This window comes from Aeromonas aquatilis (genome assembly GCF_054052405.1).
In genome coordinates this window covers 1-20982 of the sequence record NZ_JBSTYP010000072.1, presented here as the reverse complement: position 1 = coordinate 20982, position 20982 = coordinate 1, and the positions used below count along the sequence as shown (strand labels likewise).

The window sequence follows — 20982 nt, the reverse complement described above, 5'->3', positions numbered from 1 at the left end:
GAAAGGCTGGGGTATCCATGATGGTAGACCTCAAGGTGATGGCCTACTTCAAGCTTAGCCTTTCAACACGTAATTGGGACATAGCCTTATTAAAGCCCATTCATATTTTGAGTGGGCTTTTTATGTGAAGCGAGCTAACGAAACGAGATATTTATGTCACCGTTAACTTTAGATACATCTCATTTGTTGAGTTACGCAGAGGATAACATTTAATTTATAGCACAACAGGATTAAATATTTTTCTCATAAATGAATAAATTCTCTTTGGGATGAGCGACTGAGCTGACTCTTTTATATCCAGATTTTTCATAAATATGAATCCCTCTCAGATTATAATCAAACACGTCCAGCCATATTCTTTTTTCATTGAAATGAGCCAAGCAGTACTTTTCCATTTCCAGCAAGGCTGACTGACCTAATCCGCTACCTTTTTTGGTGATCACAATCCTGCGGAACTCAATGCCTTGTTCATCACACACCAAAATAATAAACCCGATACACTCCCCCGCCTCGATAACAGTGAGATAGTGCGTATTGTCCTGATGATAGGCAAGCATATGCTCTTCATGTGTATACGCTTGAATATATTTATTATTCTCTGACGAAATCTCCATGTTGTGAAAAGAGACAAGTTCAGATATCAATGAAGGACGTAAATGCATTTTATTACCTATCAAACTTTAACATTATAAAGAAAGCAATTAGGAGATTAAATAATTCAGCCGCAACCAAGAATTTTTCCATGGTTGTATGAGCATGTCAATTAGGAAAAAAGCATAGTTGGCATTCATTCTGATTATGGACCTCAAGTTATAATTATTTGAAAGGTATAGCCTTATTTATCTGCGCTAGTTGAACATCATCGCTATCTATCAAGTTCATCAGAAGGTTATAAAAATGGAAAGGCTTTTTCTCGCCTCAAATAAATGCAAGAATTTAATTTCCTGAACGATTCAAGGAAAAATCCGGACAATAATATCCCCCTGATTTCCATCCCGTCGTCATCTGACTATCATCAAGCTGTCATCCCCCGATCACCTGACCGTCACACTTCACCCGCAAACTGGTATATACCAAATCAGTAGCGAGTCGAACCATGACCCAGCCCTATCTGGACATTCAACATCTCAACAAGCAGTTCGGTGCTTTTCAGGCCCTCAAGGGGATCTCTCTGACCATTGAGCCGGGGGAGTTTATCTGCTTTCTCGGCCCCTCCGGCTGTGGCAAGACCACCCTGCTCAGAGCCATCGCCGGGCTGGATCTGCCGGACAGCGGCGAGATCTGGCAAGGGGGGCGCAATATCTCCCGCCTGCCGCCCCAGCAGCGCGACTTTGGCATCGTGTTTCAGTCCTATGCCCTCTTCCCCAACCTGACGGTGGCCCAGAATATCGCCTTCGGCCTTGAGAATCAGGGGCTGGCGCGGGATCTCATCAAGGAGCGGGTGGACCACTGGCTGGGGCTGGTGGATCTCACGGCCCAGTCCCACAAATACCCGAGCCAGATCTCCGGCGGCCAGCAGCAACGGGTGGCGCTGGCCCGAGCGCTCGCCCTCTCCCCCGGTCTGTTGTTGCTGGACGAGCCGCTCAGCGCGCTGGATGCATTGGTACGCACCCATCTTCGCAGCGAGATCCGCGCCCTGCAGCAGCGCCTTGGCATCACCACCATCATGGTGACCCACGATCAGGAAGAGGCGCTGACCATGGCCGACCGCATCGTGGTGATGGAGGGCGGCCGCATCGTACAGGTGGGTACCCCGCAGGAGATCTACCACCAGCCTGCCAGCCGCTTCGTGGCAAGCTTCGTCGGCACCATGAACTTCCTCGACACCCTGGTGCTGAGCCCCACTCAGGTGCGCCTCAACGAACAACCGCTGCAACTCGCCAATCGGGCCGCGGCCGGCAGCAAATTGCAGGTGGCGATCCGCCCCGAGGCGATCACCCTGAGTGCGCCGAGCGAGCTGTCTCTTGGCCAACATTGCATTGAAGCAACCATCGTTCAGGTGGAGTTTCTCGGCGCCGCCCAGCGCCTTATCTGCACCGCCGACACCTATCTGGGCCCGCAACAAATTTTGGTGGAGCGCCCGACCCATGAGCTGCCCCACCACGAACAGGGTGGCTGGCGCAGCGGCATGCGCTGCTCGCTGCACTGGCCCGCCGGGGCGATGCAACTGTTTGAAGGAGAGCGCCCATGACAGCCCCCTTCGCGACCTCCTCCCTGTTGCCGCCAGCGACAGCCCGGCAAGACGCCCGCTGGCAGCGGCTCTGTCGCGGCTGGAGCCGGGATCAGCTGCTGCAACTGATCCTGCTGGTGCTCGGCATCGCCCTGCTCACCGGCGGTCTGTTGCTGCCACTGCTCACCATGCTGCAAAAGAGTCTGCAGGATGAGAACGGCCTCTGGGTGGGCCTTGCCAACTTCAGCGCCTACTTCGACTCCCCTCATCTGGGGCGCACCATAGGCAACACCCTCTGGCTCGGGGTGCTGATCACCGCGCTGGTGGTGACCATCGCCTTTGGCTACGCCTACGCCCTCACCCGCACCTGTATGCCGGGCAAGCCCCTGTTTCGCCTCATCGGTTTGACCCCGCTCCTGATGCCCTCCCTGTTGCCCGCCATCAGTCTGGTCTACTGGTTTGGCAATCAGGGGATCGCCAAGGGGCTGCTTGGCGGCGAGAGCATCTACGGCCCCATCGGCATCGTCATTGGTCTGGGCTTCTGGTGCTTTCCCCACGCCCTGATGATCCTTATCACGGCGCTCGGTCAGAGCGATGCCCGCCTCTATGAAGCCTCCCGGGTGCTCGGCAGCAGCGGCTGGCGCACCTTTGTCACTGTCACCCTGCCTACCGCCCGTTATGGCCTGCTCAGCGCCGCCATCGCCGTCTTCACCCTCACCATCTGCGACTTCGGGGTGGCCAAGGTGATTGGCGGCCAGTACAGCGTGCTGGCTACCGATATCTACCGGCAGGTGATCGGGATGCAGAACTTCTCCCTCGGCGCCGTTGCCAGCGTCACCCTGCTGCTGCCGGCACTGTTAAGCTTTGCCCTGGAGCACAGAGTACGCAGCAAGATGCAGGAGCAGAGCAGCACCAAGGCGGTGCCCTATAGCCCCAAACCCCATCGGCTGCGGGATCTGCTGGCGCTCGGCTGGTGCTCGCTCTGGGCCCTGCTGTTTCTGGCGCTGGTGGGGATGGCCGTTTACGGCTCCCTGGTGCAGTTCTGGCCCTACAACCTCGCTCTGACGCTCGATCACTACGCCTTTGACAGCAACAGCGTCTACGGCTGGCAGCCCTTTACCAACACCTTGCAGCTGGGCCTCTATACCGCGCTTATCGGTACCGTGCTGGTGATGGTGCTGGCCTGGGCGCAGGAGAAGGGACGCCACTTCGCGCCGCTGCGCCAGCTGTTGCATCTGCTCGCCATGCTGTCGCTGGCGGTGCCCGGCATGGTGCTGGGACTGGGTTACATCTTCTTTTTCAACGGCAATCCACTCTTTGGCACTCTCTATGGCACTCTGCCGCTGATGGTGCTCTCCTGCGTCATCCACTACTACACCGTGGGTCATATGACGGCGCTGACCAGCCTCAAGCAACTGCCCAAGGAGCTGGAGCTGGTGGCCATCTCATTGCGCATTCCGCTCTGGAAGGCGTTCTGGCGAGTCACCCTGCCCGCCTCCCTGCCTGCGCTCTTGGAGATCTTTATCTATCTGTTCGTCAACGCCATGACCACCACCTCGGCGGTGACCTTCCTCTACTCGAGCGACAGCGTGCTCGCCTCCATCGCCGTGCTCAACATGGAGGATTCCGGCGATACCGCCGCGGCCGCTGCCATGGCCACCCTGATCCTGCTGGCCGCCGCCACCGTCAAGCTGCTCCAGCTCTTTTTGAGCCGCGCCCTGTTGGATCGCACCCAGCGCTGGCGCCACCCATAACCTCATCGAGGAGTCATCATGTCCACTCTCCCCTTCTGGCTGGCCGAAGCGCTCGCCGCCGAACAACCCGCACCACCCACGCCCCTAGTCGGCAGCCACGAGGTCGATGTCTGCATCGTCGGTGGCGGCTTTACCGGGCTGTGGAGCGCCATCGCCCTTAAACAGGCCGAACCTGCCTTACGCATCATGGTGCTGGAGAAAGATCGCTGCGGCAGCTGCGCCTCCGGGCGCAACGGCGGCTGTTTGCTCACCTGGTCGGCCAAGTATTTGACCTTAAAGCGCCTCTTTGGCGAGCAGCAGGCCGCCTGGCTGGTAAAACGCTCCGAGCAGGCGGTACACGAGATCGCCCACTTCTGCGAAACGCACCACATAGAGGCAGAGCTGAGGGTCGAGGGCACCTGTTACACCGCCACCAGCGAGGCCCAGCGCGGTCTGATGGAGCCGGTATTGCAGGAACTAAAACGAGCCGACCTTAACCAGTGGCAGGCGATTGCGGAGGGTGAACTGGCGAGCCAGAGCGGCTCCCACGTTCATCTGGAGGGGCTCTACAGCCCCCACGCGGGTTCGGTGCAACCGGCACTGCTGGTGCGCGGCCTGCTGCGGGTGGCGCGGGAACTGGGGGTCGAGGTCTATGAACACTCCCCCATGCGGCGCCTTGAGGCGGGCCAGCCTGCGCGGGTGCAAACGCCACAGGGCGAGGTGCGTGCCCGCAAGGTGGTGCTGGCCCTCAACAGCGCCATGGTGCAGCACTTTCGCGAGTTTCGCCGCAGTATAGTGCTGGTCTCCTCCGATATGGTGATAACCGACCCCGTGCCGGATGCACTGGCTGCCCAGCAGCTTGCGCACGGCCGCTCCGTGGTGGATGGCCGCACCTTTGTGCATTACTACCGCTCCACCCCGCAAGGGCGGCTGATGCTGGGCAAGGGGGGCAACACCTTCGCCTTTGCCAACCGCCATCTGGCCGAGTTCGATGCCCCCAGCCGCTATCTTGCCCCCCTCACCCGCACCCTGCGCCGCTTCTTTCCGGCGCTCAAAGAGGTGCCCATCGCCGCCAGCTGGTGCGGCGCCTCCGACCGCTCGGTAGATGGCCTCCCCTTCTTCGGTCACTGGCGAGGTCAGCCCAATATCGTCTATGGCCTCGGCTACTCCGGCAACGGAGTGGCCCAGAGCTGGATCGGCGGCCAGATCCTGGCGGCCCTGGTGCGTGATGAAGTACGGGAGGAGGACAAGCCGTGGCGCGACTGCGCGCTGGTCAGCGGCCCGCGCGGCTATTTTCCGCCAGAGCCATTCCGCTGGCTGGGGGCCATGGCGGTGCGCAATGCCATCCGGCGCAAAGAGCAGGCGGAAGATGAGAACCGCCCGGTGGCCTGGTATGACAAACAGCTGGCCAAACTTGCCGATGCGGCGGGCAAGGCGGATAAATAGCCCGGTGATAGAGGGCAACTATTTCCCATACTATTTCGCCCCACAGCCAATTTCTTGAAAATGCCGACCCGAGGGTCGGCATTTTTACAGGTGAAATCTGAGGGGGCATTATCACCAAGCGTGATCAGCTGATTGACCCCTGCGACGGCAGGATTGAGATAGCATGATTTGTAGGTTGGCGCAGAGCGTAGCGAAGCCCAACAGGCGAGCGTGATTGCGCCAGACAGAGCAGGATAAACAATGATGTGACCGAGCCGTAAACAGATTGACAAACATATTTCACGGTAAACGTTGGGCTTCACTTCGTTCAGCACCAACCTACCTTTTTAACCCAACATACGAGATGACTTTTATCAAATTTAAAAGATTGATCTGCCACTATAAAATTCATGTAGGTCCTGTGGCATACTATCTTCTTTGAGTGTAACGATTAGCATCTATTTTGACACTTATCAATCGCCTATTAAAATGATTCGTAAAACACCAACCAATATATAGCAGGCATCTTACTTCACTCGTTAGGAAAATAAAATGAAAGCTTTTCTAAAGAAAATAAATGAAGCCGCATTGGATAGCGCTTGGGTGTTTGACTTGGCAAGATCAGCAGAGAAAATGTTAGATCCAAATTGCTGTGGAGACGATAATTTGGCGTGGAAAGATGGGCCATATCTATCTGCCCCTGCAAATGAAAAAGAAATCATAAGAACTCACCCCTACTGTTTTAAAACAAGTAATGAAATGTCTGTTCTATCTGCCATGATTCTTGGTGATAAACCAACTAGAAATAAAAACGGTGGTATTAAAGCACCATTCAAAAGTATTCCTAACGGCGTATCTAGGGCTGAGCCTGTAATTGCAAAACTTGCAATCATTGAACTTTTTGAGATATTTAAAGATTTCCTTGTATCTTTCAATGGCCCATACAACAAGAAAAAACTAACTGAATGGAACAACAAGATCGATGATGATGACATAGATAAAATAACCAAATTGGTTGATAGACGAAATGAATTAACTCATGATGATGCAGGTACTGCTCTACCAACAATGAAGGAAGCTGTCGATTACTATCGGATGATAAGAGCCTATGGTATTTATCTTTGGATGGTAGCAACCGACTGTGAAAGTGAAGAGGTTGATAGAATAATGGCCGATGTTGCTGAGCAAAGATTTTAATACTCAGATGAGCTAAAATTTTTGAGACAATTAGACATAAATAAAAACGCCGCCCATTGGGCGGCATTTTTATTAGAGATAACGGGCTAACAGGAATTACCAGCCGGTGACTTCGCGCAGGGCTTTGCCGATATCGGCCAGGGAGCGGACAGTTTTCACGCCAGCATCTTCCAGCGCGGCAAACTTCTCGGCGGCAGTACCCTTGCCACCGGAGATGATGGCGCCAGCGTGGCCCATCCGCTTGCCGGGAGGGGCTGTAACACCCGCGATATAGGAGACCACCGGCTTGGTGACGTGGGCCTTGATATAGGCAGCAGCGTCTTCCTCGGCGTTGCCACCGATCTCGCCGATCATCACGATCGCTTCGGTCTGCGGGTCGTTCTGGAACATCTCCAGAATGTCGATAAAGTTGGAGCCCGGGATGGGGTCACCACCGATACCGACGCAGGTGGACTGGCCAAAGCCTTCGTCAGTGGTCTGCTTGACCGCTTCGTAGGTCAGGGTGCCGGAGCGGGAGACGATGCCCACCTTGCCCGGCTTGTGAATGTGGCCCGGCATGATGCCGATCTTGCACTCACCCGGGGTGATCACGCCCGGGCAGTTGGGGCCGATCATCCGCACGCCGGTCTCTTGCAGCTTCACTTTGACGTCCAGCATATCCAGCGTCGGGATGCCTTCGGTGATGGTGACAATCAGCTTGATGCCCGCGTCGATCGCTTCCAGGATCGCATCCTTGCAGAACGGTGCCGGAACATAGATGACGGTGGCGGTGGCGCCGGTCGCTTCGACCGCGTCACGGACGGTGTTGAACACCGGCAGGCCCAGATGGGTGGTGCCACCCTTGCCCGGGGAGACGCCGCCGACCAGCTGGGTGCCGTAGGAGAGCGCCTGCTCGGAGTGGAAAGTACCCTGACCGCCGGTAAAGCCCTGGCAGATGACTCGGGTGTCCTTGTTGATCAGTACGCTCATCAGTTGGCCTCCGCTGCTTTTACGACTTGCTGCGCGGCATCGGTCAGACTCTTGGCCGCAATGATGTTGAGGCCGCTCTCGGCCAGCTTGATACCACCCAGCTCGGCGTTATTGCCTTCCAGACGGACCACGACGGGCACCTTGACCCCCACTTCCTTGACCGCACCGATGATGCCTTCCGCGATCATGTCGCAGCGCACGATGCCGCCAAAGATGTTGACCAGCACCGCTTTGACGTTGCTGTCGGAGAGGATGATCTTGAACGCCTCGGTCACCCGCTCCTTGGTGGCGCCGCCGCCGACGTCAAGGAAGTTGGCCGGCTTGCCGCCGTGCAGGTTGACGATGTCCATGGTGCCCATGGCCAGACCCGCGCCGTTGACCATGCAGCCGATGTTGCCATCGAGGGCCACATAGTTGAGCTCCCACTGGGCGGCGTGCGCTTCGCGGGGGTCATCTTGTGACGGGTCGTGCATCTCGCGCAGCTTGGGCTGACGATACAGTGCGTTGGCGTCGATATTGATCTTGCCATCCAGGCAGTGCAGGTTGCCCTGCGCGGTGATCACCAGCGGGTTGATCTCCAGCAGCGCGAAATCGCAGTCCAGGAACATCTGGCCCAGACCCATGAAGATCTTGGTGAACTGTTTGATCTGATCGCCGACCAGACCCAGTTTGAAGGCCAGTTCGCGGGCCTGATAGGCCTGCGGACCCACCAGCGGATCGATGGCCGCCTTGTGGACCAGATGGGGGGTTTCGTGGGCAATCTTCTCGATATCCACGCCACCTTCGGTCGAGGCCATGAAGACCACGCGGCGCGAACCACGGTCAACCACGGCGCCCAGGTAGAGCTCTTTGGCGATGTCGGTGCAAGATTCCACCAGGATCTTGGTGACCGGCTGGCCGTTGGCATCGGTCTGGTAGGTCACCAGATTTTTGCCAAGCCAGTTTTGGGCAAAAGCACGGATCTCATCCTTGCTCTTGGCCACTTTTACGCCGCCCGCTTTACCGCGGCCACCGGCGTGTACCTGGCATTTGACGACCCAGGTATTGCCGCCAATCTTGTCGGCCGCTTCGGCCGCTTCTTGTGGGGTAGCACAGGCATAACCTTCGGAGACCGGCAGGCCATACTCGGCAAACAGCTGTTTTGCCTGATATTCATGCAGATTCATAGATGCTCTATCCGTGTTGTAGGTATTTCCGTCCGGGGCTGGTGTTTCTCAATCCCCTGTGAATGGGGGCCTCGGGGGCCCCTCGTTATCTTTCGTTCGCTCGGGTATTACTCAAACGTCCAGCAGCACACTCAGCTCGGGGCGCAAACCCCTTGCCCGGGTGCCACAGGCTTAGACGTCCAGCAACACACACGGCTCGGGGCTTCGGCCCTTTGCCAGGGTGCTCTTGGCTTAGACGTCCAGCAACAGACGGGTCGGGTCTTCCAGCAGCTCCTTGACGGAGACCAGGAAGCCTACCGATTCGCGTCCGTCGATGAGACGGTGATCGTAGGAGAGCGCCAGATACATCATCGGCAGGATCTCGACCTTGCCGTCAACGGCCATCGGGCGATCCTGGATCTTGTGCATGCCCAGAATGGCGCTCTGGGGCGGGTTGATGATCGGGGTGGACATCAGGGAGCCGAACACGCCACCGTTGGTGATGGTGAAGTTGCCGCCAGTCAGTTCATCCACCGTCAGCTTGCCGTCACGGCCCTTGCCCGCCAGATCCTTGATGGCCTTCTCGATGTCCGCCAGGCTCATGTTGTCGCAGTCGCGCAGCACCGGCGTCACCAGACCACGGGGGGTGGAAACGGCGATGCTGACGTCGAAGTAGTTGTGGTAAACCACGTCATCACCATCAAGCGCCGCGTTCACTTCCGGATAGCGCTTGAGGGATTCGACCACGGCCTTCACGTAGAAGGACATGAAGCCGAGCTTGATGCCGTGCTTCTTCTCGAAGATCTCGCCGTACTGCTTGCGCAGATCCATGATGGGCTTCATGTTGACCTCGTTGAAGGTGGTCAGCATGGCGGTGGTGTTTTTCGCTTCCAGCAGACGCTCGGCAATGCGCTTGCGCAGACGGGTCATCGGTACCCGCTTGTCGGTGCGACCGCTGAGCGGCGAAACCTTGGCTGCCGGAGCGGCAGCGGCGACCGGTGCGGCTGCCGCAGGCTGGCTCTTGGCCTTGATGAAGGCTTCCACATCATCCTTGGTGATGCGACCGCCCTTGCCGGTACCTGTCAGCTTGGCCACGTCGATGTCGTGCTCGCCAATCAGGCGGCGCACCGAGGGGCTCAGACCATCGGCGCCGTCATCGGCAACCGCTTCAGCGGGTTTCTCTTTGGTCTCTTCACCGGCTACGGCAGCCGCCTTGATGGTGGCAATCAGCTGGCGAGAGAGGACGGTCGCCCCCTCTGCCTGCAGGATGTCGCCCAGTACGCCAGCTTGCGGTGCCGGCACTTCCAGCACCACCTTGTCGGTTTCGATGTCGACCAGCACTTCATCACGGGCAACCAGATCACCCGGTTTCTTGTGCCAGGTGGCAATGGTGGCATCCGCCACTGATTCCGGCAGGTCCGGTACCTTGATTTCGATAGTCATCCAATCAGTTCCTTTTTACTTCTATGCCAGAGGCTTTACAGGGTAAGGGCATCTTCCACCAAGGCTTTTTGCTGCTTGGCGTGGACAGACATGTAACCAACGGCCGGTGAGGCTGACGCGGGGCGACCGGCATAACGCAGGGTGGCTCCGGTCGGCAGCACCTCATCGTAGTTGTGACGGGTGCAGTACCAGGCGCCCTGGTTTTGCGGCTCTTCCTGACACCAGACAAAGTCGGTGACATGGCTGTAATTGGCCAGAATGGCGCGCACTTCCTCTTCCGGGAAGGGGTAAAGCTGCTCAATTCGCACCAGCGCCACATCGTGCTGCTCGGCCTTGCGACGGGCATCGAGCAGGTCGTAGTAGACCTTGCCGGAGCAGAAGACCACGCGTTTGACCGCTTTCGGATCCAGCGCATCGATCTCGCCGATGGCGTTCTGGAAGGTGCCTTCTGCCAGCTCTTCGAGCTTGCTCACCGCCAGCGGGTGGCGCAGCAGGGATTTGGGCGTCATGACGATCAGCGGACGGCGCATCGGGCGCACTACCTGACGACGCAGCATATGGAACACCTGCGCCGGGGTAGAGGGCACGCACACCTGCATGTTGTGCTGAGCGCACATCTGAAGATAACGCTCCAGACGGGCGGAGGAGTGCTCCGGGCCCTGCCCCTCGTAACCGTGCGGCAGCAGCATGGTCAGGCCGCACATCCGGCCCCACTTCTGCTCGCCGGAGGAGAGGAACTGATCCACCACCACCTGGGCACAGTTGGCGAAATCGCCGAACTGGGCTTCCCAAATGGTGAGGCCAGCCGGCTCGGCGCTGGCGTAGCCATATTCAAAGGCCAGTACCGCGTTCTCGGTCAGCACAGAGTCATACACCTCGAACGGGCCTTGCTCGTCGTGCAGGTTGCACAGCGGGGTATAAGTGCTGGCATCGGTCTGGCTGTGCAGCACTGCGTGGCGGTGGAAGAAGGTGCCACGGCCGGAGTCTTCACCGGTAAAGCGGATACGGGACCCCTTGTCCACCAGGGTGGCGTAGGCCAGGGTCTCGGCAAAGCCCCAATCCACCAGCTTCTCGCCTGCGGCCATCAGACGGCGGTCTTCGTAAATCTTCTCGACCTGACGCTGCAGCACGTGAGTGGCCGGATACTGGCTCACCCGCTCGCCGAGGCTCTTGAGGTGATCCATCGGCACGGCACTCTCATAGGCCATGTTCCAGTCGTGGCCCAGATAAGGGGTCCAGTCGACGGAGTGCAGCTCCATCGGCCGCCACTCCTTGCTCACCCGCTCGCCGCGATCCAGCGCTTCACGATACTCGTTGACCAGTTCGGTCGCCCGCTCCTGAGCGAGGCTCCCCTCGGCCACCAGCTGATCGGCGTAGATCTTGCGCGGGGTCGGGTGCTGCTTGATCTTCTGGTACATCAGCGGCTGGGTCGCGCTCGGCTCGTCCGCTTCGTTGTGACCGTGACGACGGTAGCAGACCAGCTCGATCACCACGTCGCGTTTGAAGGTGTTGCGGTAATCCAGTGCAATCTGGGTCACCAGCACCACAGCCTCCGGATCATCCCCGTTGACGTGCAGCACCGGTGCCTGCACCGCCTTGGCGATGTCGGTGCAATATTCGGTGGAACGCAGGTCACGGATATAGGAGGTGGTGAAGCCCACCTGGTTGTTGATGACGATGCGCACCGTCCCGCCGACACCATAGGCGCGGGTCTGGGACATGTTGAAGGTCTCGGCCACCACGCCCTGACCGGCCATGGCCGAGTCACCGTGAATGGTGATGGGCAACACGCTGGAACCATCCTTGTCACCGCGACGATCCATCCGGGCACGGACCGAGCCGATGACCACAGGGTTGACGATTTCGAGGTGAGAGGGGTTGAACGCCAGCGCCAGGTGGACGTTGCCACCCGGGGTGGCGAAGTCGGAGGAGAAGCCCATGTGGTACTTCACATCACCGGTACCCCAGGATTCGCCATGCTTGCCGGCAAACTCGTCGAACAGATCCTGCGCCCGTTTACCGAGCACGTTGATCAGCACGTTGAGACGACCGCGGTGGGCCATACCGATAACGGCCTCTTTGCAGCCCTGCTCACCGGCGCGACGGATCAGCTCCTTGAGCATGGGGATCATGGCGTCGCCACCTTCCAGCGAGAAGCGCTTGGCTCCCGGGAACTTGGCGCCCAGATATTTCTCCAGCCCTTCGGCGGCGGTCAGGCTCTCGAGGAAACGGGTCTTCTCTTCGAGGGTGTAGCTCCCCTTCCCTTCAATGGATTCGAGACGCTGTTGCAGCCAGCGCTTCTCCTCGGTGGAGGTGAGGTGCATGTAGTCGGCACCGATGGAGCCGCAATAGGTCTTCTTCAGTGAGGCGTAGAGGTCGGAGAGCACCATGGTCTCGCGACCGATGGCGTAGGAGCCCACATTGAAGGTGGCCTCCATGTCTGCGCCCTGCAGGTTGTGGAACGCAGGATCCAGTTCGGCAACGGTTTCACGCTGCCACAGGCCCAGCGGGTCCAGATTGGCATTCTGGTGACCACGGAAACGGAAGGCGTTGATCAGCTGCAATACCCGCACCTGCTTGGCATCCACTTGCGGATCGGAGACAGGCGCGCTGTAACGGGAGGGATCCTTGGCCAGACGACGGAAATAATCGCGGACCTGGGAGTGGGGTTGTTCAACAGCATGGCCATTGACCTGGGGCAGCTCGCTAAACAGGCTGCGCCACTCGTCGGACACGGAGTCAGGATTTTCTAGGAAGGATTCGTACAAATCCTCTATATAGCTTGCATTCGCACCAGCCAGGTGAGATGACTCCAACCAGGCCTTCATCACGCCGTTATGCATTTCTATCCCTTGTACTTCTTGTTACTGCTGCGCAGCTTGTAGGGGTCAAATAGCCATCCTGCCACGGGTGGGATGGCTATCCAGAGGTCGGGCCAGCACCTGGCCGGCCCTGATACTAAACAGCCCGATTGAGCAACATCGACTTGATCTGGCCAATCGCCTTGGTCGGGTTCAAGCCTTTCGGACAGACGTTCACGCAGTTCATGATGCCATGGCAGCGGAACACGCTGAATGCGTCGTCCAGATTCCCCAGTCGTTCGGTGGTCGCGGTATCGCGGCTGTCAGCCAGCCAGCGGTAGGCGGCGAGCAGCCCGGCCGGACCGATGAACTTGTCGGGATTCCACCAGAAGGAGGGGCACGAAGTGGAGCAGCAGGCACAGAGAATGCACTCGTACAGGCCGTCAAGCTTGGCGCGCTCTTCGGGGGATTGCAGGTGCTCACGCACCGGCGGCAACTTGTCATCGTTGATGAGGAAGGGTTTGACCTTCTCCCACTGGGTGTAGAACTGGGTCATGTCAATCACCAGATCGCGGATCACCGGCAGGCCGGGCAAGGGGCGGATAACGACGTTATTGCCCTTCTTCAGCAGATCGGAGAGCGGGGTGATGCAGGCAAGACCGTTCTTGCCATTCATGTTGAGACCGTCTGATCCACAGACCCCTTCGCGGCAAGAGCGGCGGAAGGCGAGTGTGGGATCCAGCTCTTTCAACTGGATCAGTGCGTCGAGCACCATCATGTCGGAACCTTCAGGAATATCAAGATGATATTCCTTCATATGGGGGACGTTATCAACATCCGGATTGTATCTGTAGACAGAAAAAGTGACGTTCATAGGGCTTGGCTCCGCAATCAGTAAGTCCGGACCTTGGGCGGGAACGCCTCACGGGTCTTGGGTGACATGTTGACAGCGCGACGGGTCATGGACTCGGTGTCCGGGTGATAGAGGCTGTGGCACAACCAGCTCTCGTCGTCACGCTCCGGGAAGTCAAAGCGGCTGTGAGCACCGCGACTCTCGGTACGGAAGTTGGCCGCCACTGCCGTGGCAAACGCAGTCTCCATCAGGTTGTCCAGCTCCAGGCACTCGATGCGCTGGGTGTTGAACTCCTTGGAGGTGTCGTCCAGACGGGCATGCTTGAGGCGCTCACGGATGAGTTTCAGCTCGGCCAGCCCTTCTGCCATGGCATCCCCTTCGCGGAATACGGAGAAGTTGTTCTGCATGCAACGCTGCAGGTCTTTGCGGATCTGCACCGGGTCTTCGCCGTCACGGCAATTTTCCCAACGGTTGAAGCGCGCCATGGCTGCATCGATATCGGATTCGGAGGCATCGCGACCGTGATCCATCTCGCCCAGGGTGTTGACCAGATGCATGCCGGCGGCACGACCGAACACCACCAGATCCAGCAGGGAGTTGCCACCCAGACGGTTGGCACCGTGTACGGATACGCAGGCAATTTCGCCCACCGCAAACAGGCCGACCACCGGTACGTCGTTGCCATCCTTGTCTTGCGCCAGACACTGGCCATTCACGTTGGTCGGCACGCCGCCCATCATGTAGTGGCAGGTCGGGATGATCGGGATGGGCTCTTTGACCGGATCCACATGGGCGAAGGTGCGAGAGAGTTCGCAGATGCCCGGCAGACGAGATTCCAGCACCTCTTTACCGAGATGATCCAGCTTGAGCTTGATGTGCGGACCCCAGGGACCGTCGCAGCCACGCCCTTCGCGGATCTCGATCATGATGGAGCGAGCCACCACGTCGCGACCGGCAAGATCCTTGGCGTTGGGGGCATAACGCTCCATGAAGCGCTCGCCATCTTTATTGAGCAGATAGCCGCCTTCACCACGGCAACCTTCAGTCACCAGCACCCCGGCACCGGCGATGCCGGTCGGGTGGAACTGCCAGAATTCCATGTCCTGCACCCCTACCCCGGCACGCAGCGCCATGCCGACACCGTCACCGGTGTTGATGTGGGCATTGGTGGTGGACTGGTAGATACGACCGGCACCGCCGGTGGCCAGCACGGTGGCCTTGGCCTTGAAGTAGACCACTTCGCCGCTCTCCATATCGATGGCGGTACAGCCAACGATGTGACCGTCCTGGTTCTTCACCAGATCCAGCGCATACCACTCGGAGAAGACGGTAGTCTTGTTCTTGACGTTCTGCTGATAGAGGGTGTGCAGCAGGGCATGGCCGGTACGGTCGGCCGCCGCAGCGGTACGAGCAGCCTGCTCGCCACCGAAATTCTTGGACTGACCGCCAAACGGACGCTGGTAGACAGTGCCGTTGTCGAAACGGGAGAAGGGCAAGCCCATGTTCTCCAGCTCATAGATGGCTTCGGGGCCGGTCTTGCACATGTACTCGATGGCTTCCTGATCACCGATGTAATCGGAGCCTTTTACGGTGTCATACATGTGCCACTGCCAGTTGTCATCGTGGGCATTGCCCAGCGCGACCGTGATGCCGCCCTGAGCGGAAACAGTGTGAGAACGGGTTGGAAAAACCTTGGACAACAGAGCGCAGCTCTTGCCGGACTGGGCAATCTGCAGCGCGGCGCGCATACCGGCACCACCGGCACCAATCACCACCGCATCAAATTCACGAGTTGGAATAGTCACCTTACACACCCCACAGCACGACGAAACCCGTCATCAGATAGACAAACAGCACCACGACCAGGGCAAATTGCAGCGCCCCGCGCAGCCCTACCGGCTTGATATAGTCAGTCAGCACCTGCCACAGACCAATCCAGGCGTGGATCAGTACGCAGAGCAGGGTCAACAGGGTGAATACCTTGGTGAATGTTTTGGCGAAGAAGCCTGCCCACACCTCGTAGGTGATGTCGTTGAACGCGACAAAGCCCACTAGATAGAGGACATAACAGGTCATGATGAGGGCGGTGGCGCGGATCAGAATGTAATCATGAACGCCGCTGCGCCCGAAGGTTGCAGAATTGGTTACCATACAAGCACTCCCGCCAATACAGCCAGGATCGCGGTGATCACGAAGGCCACGCGGGCGCTCTGATTGCCGGATTCCAGCTCTTCCCAATAGCCCATATCCATGACCAGATGACGCAAGCCGCCCACAATGTGGTATGCCAGCGCAGTCAGGATCCCCCACAGCACGAGTTTGACCAGGAAGTTGTCCATGATGGCAACCACGGTAGCAAACCCTTCGGGAGAGGCGAGTGAAGTACCAAGCATCCACAGCAAGATGCCCAGTGCAACAAAGGTAATGACCCCTGAAACACGGTGCAGGATGGATGCAATGGCAGTGACAGGAAAGCTGATCGTCTGTAGGTCGAGGTTGACCGGTCTCTGTTTGTTTTTCACGCTTGCCCACTCAGCTCCATTGAGCACGTTAGTTATTGTTTTAACTCACACTTGAGGGCACGGGATGGTGATTGTTGGTTTTTTGTTACCAAAACACTCTGAAAAAGCCAAAACGCGCGTTTTCGGTTTCACATCAGGCTTTGCCAAAGCGTTTCAAACACCCGCAGCCATGACCCACGTGGCGCAGTATATCGGCGGCCTTAACCGAAGACAATCAATCAGCTACAAAGAAAACACAAAACCGCAAACTCGATCGCATATTTAATTTAACATTTCATTAATGCCGTTAATGGGGTTTCAGCAAAATTGACATTGATAAGGAACTCTGTTTCAAATAAGGCGCTCCAGCCGCCTTGGTATGGGTAACAACCTTTGCCAGCGTCATAAAAGTCGTAATAGAGTAGGACTGGAACCAAATTATAAAGAGCAAAGGAGACGTGCTATGGCTGATAAGATAGCCACCCTACACCTGCCCGGAAAAGATCCGGTCGAACTGCCGATCCTCTCCGGCACCATCGGCCCGGATGTCATCGATGTCAGAAAATTGGGATCACAGGGGTATTTCACCTTTGACCCCGGTTTCATGGCCACCGGTTCTTGCAAATCTGCCATTACCTACATTGACGGGGATCTGGGTGTCTTGCTGCACCGGGGTTACCCTATCGCCCAGCTTGCTACCCAGGCCACCTATCTGGAAGTCTGCTATATCCTGCTGTACGGCGAGGCGCCCACCAAGGCGCAATATGCCGAATTCGAACGTCTGGTCACCCGCCACACCATGGTGCACGAGCAGATAGCCTTCTTCTTCCGCGGCTTCCGTCGTGACTCCCACCCCATGGCCATCATGTGCGGTGTGGTCAGCGCCCTCTCCGCCTTCTATCACGATGCCCTCGACATCAACAACGAGCAGCATCGCGAGATCTGTGCCTTCCGTCTGCTCTCCAAGATGCCGACCCTGGCCGCCATGTGTTACAAGTACTCCATCGGCCAGCCGTTCATGCAGCCGCGTAACGCCCTCTCCTATGCAGGCAACTTCCTGCACATGATGTTTGGCGTGCCGACCGAAGAGTACAAGGTCAACCCCATCGTTGAACGCGCCATGGATCGTATCTTTACCCTCCATGCGGATCACGAGCAGAACGCCTCCACCTCCACCGTTCGTCTGGCTGGCTCCTCCGGTGCCAACCCGTTCGCCTGTATCGCCGCCGGGATCGCCTCCCTGTGGGGACCGGCCCACGGTGGTGCCAACGAAGCCTGCCTGCGCATGCTGGAAGAGATCGGTTCGGTGGATCGCATCCCCGAGTACATCGCCAAGGCCAAGGACAAGAATGATCCGTTCCGCCTGATGGGCTTCGGTCACCGCGTCTACAAGAACCACGATCCCCGTGCCACCGTGATGCGCGAAACCTGTCACGAGGTACTGACCGAGCTGCAGATCAAGGATCCGCTGCTGGACGTGGCCATGGAGCTGGAACGCATTGCGCTCTCTGACCCCTACTTCGTCGAGAAGAAACTCTACCCGAACGTAGACTTCTACTCCGGCATCATCATGAAGGCGATCGGCATCCCGATGAGTATGTTCACCGTGATCTTCGCCATCTCACGTACCATCGGCTGGATTGCCCACTGGAACGAATTCCACTCCGATCCGGATGGCAAGATCGGTCGTCCACGCCAGCTCTACGTGGGGCACCCGCTACGCGAGTTCACCCCGCTCGAGCAGCGCTAAAGCACGGCGCTGATATGGTTTGTTACAAAGGCGGTCATTGACCGCCTTTTTGTTTGCCGCTCTAATGCCCCTTTCGCGTTGAAGGAGTCCATCATGAAACCACTATTTATCAGCGCCGCCCTGCTGCTGACCGCCTGCCAGAACGCACCGGCCCCTTCACAGGGGGAAACCCTCTATATCAACAGCCAGCTGGTCGATTGCGTCGGGGTCGGTCCGATGCAGTGCATGCAAGTGCGCAGCGACGAGCAGCAGCCCTGGACGCTGTTCTACCAGAACATTGAGGGCTTCCAGTTCGAGCCGGGCTACCAGTATCAGCTAACGGTCAGCAAGGAGCAGCTTACCAACGTACCGGCCGATGCCTCTTCCCTGCGTTATCAACTGATCAAGGTGGTCAGCAAGGTCGCCAGCAAGTAACAAGATCAAAAAACGGGGGATGGCAGACGCCATCCCCCGTTCGTTTATGGGTACAGCTCCTCATCAGGAGCAATCAAGTCGGCGTCAGCGCCATATGCAGCAGCGGATAGGGCTTGCCCTGTCCATCCAGCGGCGAGCGGCCCATCACGGTGAACCCCATCTTCAGATAGAAGCCCACCGCCTGTTCGTTCTGCTCGTTGACGTCAACCTGCGTCGCGCCGCCCTGCGTGATCGCATGCGCCACCAGCAAACGCCCCACACAACTGTCGCGCGCCTCGGGAGCCACAAACAGCATCTCCAGCTTGCCCTCGTGCACTCCGCTAAAACCCGCAATGTGCCCCTCCTCCGTCCGGGCACAGTGCAGTGTCACCACATCGAAGTAGTGTTCGAGAATAAGGGGCCTCAGAGCCAGGATCTCGGCCTCCGGCAGAAAGTGGTGGGTCGCCCGCACCGAGGCCTCCCACAGCGCGATCAGGGCCGGATAATCGGCCCGCGTTGCAGTATCAATCTTCATCAATGACTCTTTGTTGCAGCCCGCAGGATGGCGGTGGCCTCCCCGCGAGCCAACCTGATTAGCGCGCCTGCACCGCCTGCAGCAGCACCGACACATCGGCACCAAAGCTGCGGGTACGGATCGCCTCGCGGATATCCGCTTCGCTGTAGCGGCTGCCCGGATAGACCACCACACAGGAGGTGTCGCCGGGCTTGAGGAAGTGGGTCTCGCCAAACGGGGTATAACGGGTGGCGCCGATACTGATGAGCGCGTGGGGAGGATGCCCCGCCTGCGCCAGTAGCCCCTGAATGTGCTCCGCCGGACCTTCATCCTGCTGATGGTTGAACTTGTCGATGGCCCAGTCGAGCAGCTGACCGTGGAAGTAGCTGTAGTCGATGGCAGCGCTGTCTACCCCGTAAGCGTGCAGCTCGCCATCGCGCTCCAGATAGCAGGCGATGCGATAGTCATCGAGCTCGCAACCGGCGGCAAAACCGGAAAGCGGCAGCAGGTTGGCCGCCAACCCCTTGCTCTCTTCACCCCAGTTCTTCTTCTCGCTAATCTTCTTGGCATTGGGACGACGGATGGAGCAGTCGTTATAGGCGCCAAAGGCACGGGGATGGATCGCCACCACCTGCTTGTCGGCATACTCCAGCTCGCACCAGAGGGCCACTTCCGGCTCAATCTGCACCTTCTCGTCACCACTGACCGCCGCTTCCGGCAGGAAGATGGCGTTATTGCTCAGCGGAAAGACCCCTAGCTGACCCGGATGACCCGGCACGAAGAAGGGGAACAGCGCCTTGGGTGCGGTGGTATCGCGCACCACGACCGCCACGAAATCCGACGCTTCACCCGCCTGCTCCAGATGACCGGCGAAATTGCCCGCTACCCCGAGTCCGATAAACTTGCTCTCTGCTGTCACTTGCATCTTGCTCACCTGCATCTTGCCAACGCAAGGTAGCAGGCTCGTCGCCCACTACCGCTAAAGTGGCAAGATTAAACCACAAGGCCCCCGCCTTCGCCCAGTCCGGCCCTGCCGTGGTGTGCGCCAGACCGCTTTTTTAGGGATGAGGCGGCTGTGGCGAGACTGCCCTTGCGCACTCTTTCAACTACGCGACCACCGAGCTGGAAACAGTGCGTTTCCGGCTTATCCCCTCTTTCCCCTTGGGACTCAACCTCATCTTTGTTAGGCTGCCTGCATGCAAAACAGCTGTGCGCTTGGGTGTGCCCCAGCTCATCACGACAACCCCATCGGAGAGAAAACGGATGATCGACAAACTCGCTTGGCTCACCTTCAAGGATCAGCAGTTGCTCTGCGCCCGCTCCCACGGCAAGGCCATCTACTACATCCCCGGCGGCAAGCGGGAACCGGGCGAGAGCGATGAGGCGGCGCTGATCCGCGAGATTGAGGAGGAGCTGGCCGTCACCCTGCAACCCGATACCCTGCGCTTTGCCTGCGAGTTCAGCGCCCAGGCCGATGGCAAACCGGCAGGGGTCGAGGTGCGACTGCGCTGCTACACCGGCGAAGCGAGCGGCTCCCCGGTCGCCTCGGCAGAAATTGCCGAACTGCGCTGGCTCGACAGCTCTCACCTCGATGAGCTCTCCCCCGTCTCCCGCCTGCTGTTTACCTGGCTGGTTGAGCAGGAGCTGATCCGCTGACAAGCCGTACCCGCGGCGAGCATACGTACCCACCTCAAATTCACCAACGGTGGCAGTCAGCCACATAACAACGCAACGACAAGGATGTCAGATGGATATTGTGGAAGTTAATAGCGCAGCGACCTACCAACACGCGCTCAACGCCCTGCTGCAAGATTGTGTCAATAGCGGCGCCTCGGTCGGTTTTTTACCGCCGCTGACCACGGAAGAAGCTGCCAGCTACTGGCAAGGGGTTGAAGCGGATCTGGCGGCAAGCCGCCGAAAAGTATGGCTATGTCCCAATTACGTGTTGCATGGGGTGCCCCAGCGCCTCATGCAAACATGCTTTGATATTCACGCCTCTCCCGTAACGCTCCAGCATCCTGCGCCAACCCAGGTAATTCTTCAGGTAGTGCGTCGCCACGCCATGGAAACGCTCCATCCACTCTTTCA

19 protein-coding genes and 1 pseudogene are annotated in these 20982 nt (G+C 58.3%); 8 read left to right on the top strand and 12 right to left on the bottom strand.

Going from position 1 to position 20982, the window contains the following annotated elements; genetic code table 11:
* Nucleotides 1-230: 230 nt before the first annotated feature.
* Nucleotides 231-614: a GNAT family N-acetyltransferase gene (locus ACW5W8_RS20985; RefSeq protein ID WP_498630135.1), complete on the bottom strand. Its 384-nt coding sequence runs from the start codon at nt 612-614 to the stop codon at nt 231-233.
* 482 nt (nt 615-1096) lie between these two features.
* Between ACW5W8_RS20985 and ACW5W8_RS20980 the strand changes: the two genes are divergently transcribed.
* The 4 genes from ACW5W8_RS20980 to ACW5W8_RS20965 all read left to right on the top strand — a co-directional run bounded on the left by ACW5W8_RS20980 (nt 1097) and on the right by ACW5W8_RS20965 (nt 6525).
* The gene (locus ACW5W8_RS20980) at nt 1097-2191 is read left to right on the top strand and encodes a putative 2-aminoethylphosphonate ABC transporter ATP-binding protein (protein ID WP_498630133.1); all 1095 of its coding nucleotides are present in this window, start codon (nt 1097-1099) and stop codon (nt 2189-2191) included.
* A complete protein-coding gene (locus ACW5W8_RS20975; protein ID WP_498630132.1) occupies nt 2188-3924 on the top strand; it encodes a putative 2-aminoethylphosphonate ABC transporter permease subunit in 1737 nt (578 codons plus the stop codon). The genes ACW5W8_RS20980 and ACW5W8_RS20975 overlap by 4 nt, the downstream gene beginning before the upstream one ends.
* 18 nt (nt 3925-3942) lie before the next feature.
* Entirely contained in the window at nt 3943-5349 is a 1407-nt protein-coding gene (locus tag ACW5W8_RS20970; RefSeq protein ID WP_498630130.1) for an FAD-dependent oxidoreductase, read from the top strand.
* Between the two features lie 531 nt (nt 5350-5880).
* Nucleotides 5881-6525, top strand: a complete 645-nt coding sequence (locus tag ACW5W8_RS20965; protein WP_139407497.1) for a hypothetical protein — start codon at nt 5881-5883, stop codon at nt 6523-6525.
* Between the two features lie 96 nt (nt 6526-6621).
* On the opposite strand, the gene sucD is transcribed toward ACW5W8_RS20965, so the two are convergent.
* The 8 genes from sucD to sdhC form a co-directional block, all read right to left on the bottom strand.
* Nucleotides 6622-7494 (bottom strand): succinate--CoA ligase subunit alpha, encoded by an 873-nt coding sequence (sucD, locus tag ACW5W8_RS20960; protein WP_005346088.1) that lies wholly within the window; start codon nt 7492-7494, stop codon nt 6622-6624.
* A complete protein-coding gene (gene sucC / locus ACW5W8_RS20955; RefSeq protein ID WP_498630128.1) occupies nt 7494-8660 on the bottom strand; it encodes an ADP-forming succinate--CoA ligase subunit beta in 1167 nt (388 codons plus the stop codon). The genes sucD and sucC overlap by 1 nt, the downstream gene beginning before the upstream one ends.
* 231 nt (nt 8661-8891) lie before the next feature.
* The gene (odhB, locus tag ACW5W8_RS20950) at nt 8892-10082 is read right to left on the bottom strand and encodes a 2-oxoglutarate dehydrogenase complex dihydrolipoyllysine-residue succinyltransferase (protein ID WP_498630126.1); all 1191 of its coding nucleotides are present in this window, start codon (nt 10080-10082) and stop codon (nt 8892-8894) included.
* A 35-nt stretch (nt 10083-10117) separates the two neighbouring features.
* Entirely contained in the window at nt 10118-12925 is a 2808-nt protein-coding gene (gene sucA / locus ACW5W8_RS20945) for a 2-oxoglutarate dehydrogenase E1 component (RefSeq protein WP_498630124.1), read from the bottom strand.
* Between the two features lie 115 nt (nt 12926-13040).
* Nucleotides 13041-13757 (bottom strand): succinate dehydrogenase iron-sulfur subunit, encoded by a 717-nt coding sequence (locus ACW5W8_RS20940; RefSeq protein WP_139411482.1) that lies wholly within the window; start codon nt 13755-13757, stop codon nt 13041-13043.
* A gap of 17 nt (nt 13758-13774) precedes the next feature.
* A complete protein-coding gene (gene sdhA / locus ACW5W8_RS20935; protein ID WP_498630122.1) occupies nt 13775-15541 on the bottom strand; it encodes a succinate dehydrogenase flavoprotein subunit in 1767 nt (588 codons plus the stop codon).
* Between the two features lies 1 nt (nt 15542).
* Nucleotides 15543-15887, bottom strand: coding sequence for a succinate dehydrogenase, hydrophobic membrane anchor protein (sdhD, locus tag ACW5W8_RS20930; RefSeq protein ID WP_005333558.1), 345 nt, complete (start codon nt 15885-15887; stop codon nt 15543-15545).
* Nucleotides 15881-16258, bottom strand: a complete 378-nt coding sequence (sdhC, locus tag ACW5W8_RS20925; RefSeq protein WP_021231296.1) for a succinate dehydrogenase cytochrome b556 subunit — start codon at nt 16256-16258, stop codon at nt 15881-15883. Before sdhC ends, sdhD begins: the two co-directional genes overlap by 7 nt.
* 64 nt (nt 16259-16322) lie before the next feature.
* On the opposite strand from sdhC, the gene ACW5W8_RS20920 reads away from it, so the two are divergent.
* The 3 genes from ACW5W8_RS20920 (at nt 16323) to ACW5W8_RS20910 (ending at nt 18401) form a co-directional block, all read left to right on the top strand.
* Nucleotides 16323-16523: a hypothetical protein gene (locus ACW5W8_RS20920; RefSeq protein ID WP_124929313.1), complete on the top strand. Its 201-nt coding sequence runs from the start codon at nt 16323-16325 to the stop codon at nt 16521-16523.
* A gap of 177 nt (nt 16524-16700) precedes the next feature.
* The gene (locus tag ACW5W8_RS20915) at nt 16701-17987 is read left to right on the top strand and encodes a citrate synthase (RefSeq protein WP_498630120.1); all 1287 of its coding nucleotides are present in this window, start codon (nt 16701-16703) and stop codon (nt 17985-17987) included.
* Between the two features lie 93 nt (nt 17988-18080).
* On the top strand, nt 18081-18401 hold the full coding sequence (locus ACW5W8_RS20910) for a DUF4377 domain-containing protein (RefSeq protein ID WP_498630118.1): 321 nt from the start codon (nt 18081-18083) through the stop codon (nt 18399-18401).
* A 73-nt stretch (nt 18402-18474) separates the two neighbouring features.
* On the opposite strand, the gene ACW5W8_RS20905 is transcribed toward ACW5W8_RS20910, so the two are convergent.
* Entirely contained in the window at nt 18475-18915 is a 441-nt protein-coding gene (locus ACW5W8_RS20905; RefSeq protein ID WP_498630116.1) for an acetyltransferase, read from the bottom strand.
* Between the two features lie 58 nt (nt 18916-18973).
* Nucleotides 18974-19819 carry a DUF5718 family protein gene (locus ACW5W8_RS20900; protein ID WP_498630114.1) on the bottom strand — a complete coding sequence of 282 codons (846 nt, stop codon included), beginning with the start codon at nt 19817-19819 and terminating at the stop codon, nt 18974-18976.
* A 338-nt stretch (nt 19820-20157) separates the two neighbouring features.
* On the opposite strand from ACW5W8_RS20900, the gene ACW5W8_RS20895 reads away from it, so the two are divergent.
* Nucleotides 20158-20550 (top strand): NUDIX hydrolase, encoded by a 393-nt coding sequence (locus tag ACW5W8_RS20895; protein WP_498630112.1) that lies wholly within the window; start codon nt 20158-20160, stop codon nt 20548-20550.
* Between the two features lie 271 nt (nt 20551-20821).
* On the opposite strand, the pseudogene ACW5W8_RS20890 reads toward ACW5W8_RS20895, so the two are convergent.
* A pseudogene (locus ACW5W8_RS20890) lies at nt 20822-20982 on the bottom strand (IS1595 family transposase); the annotation flags it as partial.

Bases quoted from the DNA above. Each gene is read 5' to 3' on its own strand.
- ACW5W8_RS20985 (WP_498630135.1), bottom strand. From the start codon at position 614: ATGGAGATTTCGTCAGAGAATAATAAATATATTCAAGCGTATACACAT.
- ACW5W8_RS20980 (WP_498630133.1), top strand. From the start codon at position 1,097: ATGACCCAGCCCTATCTGGACATTCAACATCTCAACAAGCAGTTCGGT.
- ACW5W8_RS20975 (WP_498630132.1), top strand. From the start codon at position 2,188: ATGACAGCCCCCTTCGCGACCTCCTCCCTGTTGCCGCCAGCGACAGCC.
- ACW5W8_RS20970 (WP_498630130.1), top strand. From the start codon at position 3,943: ATGTCCACTCTCCCCTTCTGGCTGGCCGAAGCGCTCGCCGCCGAACAA.
- ACW5W8_RS20965 (WP_139407497.1), top strand. From the start codon at position 5,881: ATGAAAGCTTTTCTAAAGAAAATAAATGAAGCCGCATTGGATAGCGCT.
- sucD (WP_005346088.1), bottom strand. From the start codon at position 7,494: ATGAGCGTACTGATCAACAAGGACACCCGAGTCATCTGCCAGGGCTTT.
- sucC (WP_498630128.1), bottom strand. From the start codon at position 8,660: ATGAATCTGCATGAATATCAGGCAAAACAGCTGTTTGCCGAGTATGGC.
- odhB (WP_498630126.1), bottom strand. From the start codon at position 10,082: ATGACTATCGAAATCAAGGTACCGGACCTGCCGGAATCAGTGGCGGAT.
- sucA (WP_498630124.1), bottom strand. From the start codon at position 12,925: ATGCATAACGGCGTGATGAAGGCCTGGTTGGAGTCATCTCACCTGGCT.
- ACW5W8_RS20940 (WP_139411482.1), bottom strand. From the start codon at position 13,757: ATGAACGTCACTTTTTCTGTCTACAGATACAATCCGGATGTTGATAAC.
- sdhD (WP_005333558.1), bottom strand. From the start codon at position 15,887: ATGGTAACCAATTCTGCAACCTTCGGGCGCAGCGGCGTTCATGATTAC.
- ACW5W8_RS20920 (WP_124929313.1), top strand. From the start codon at position 16,323: ATGGTGATTGTTGGTTTTTTGTTACCAAAACACTCTGAAAAAGCCAAA.
- ACW5W8_RS20915 (WP_498630120.1), top strand. From the start codon at position 16,701: ATGGCTGATAAGATAGCCACCCTACACCTGCCCGGAAAAGATCCGGTC.
- ACW5W8_RS20910 (WP_498630118.1), top strand. From the start codon at position 18,081: ATGAAACCACTATTTATCAGCGCCGCCCTGCTGCTGACCGCCTGCCAG.
- ACW5W8_RS20905 (WP_498630116.1), bottom strand. From the start codon at position 18,915: ATGAAGATTGATACTGCAACGCGGGCCGATTATCCGGCCCTGATCGCG.
- ACW5W8_RS20900 (WP_498630114.1), bottom strand. From the start codon at position 19,819: ATGCAAGTGACAGCAGAGAGCAAGTTTATCGGACTCGGGGTAGCGGGC.
- ACW5W8_RS20895 (WP_498630112.1), top strand. From the start codon at position 20,158: ATGATCGACAAACTCGCTTGGCTCACCTTCAAGGATCAGCAGTTGCTC.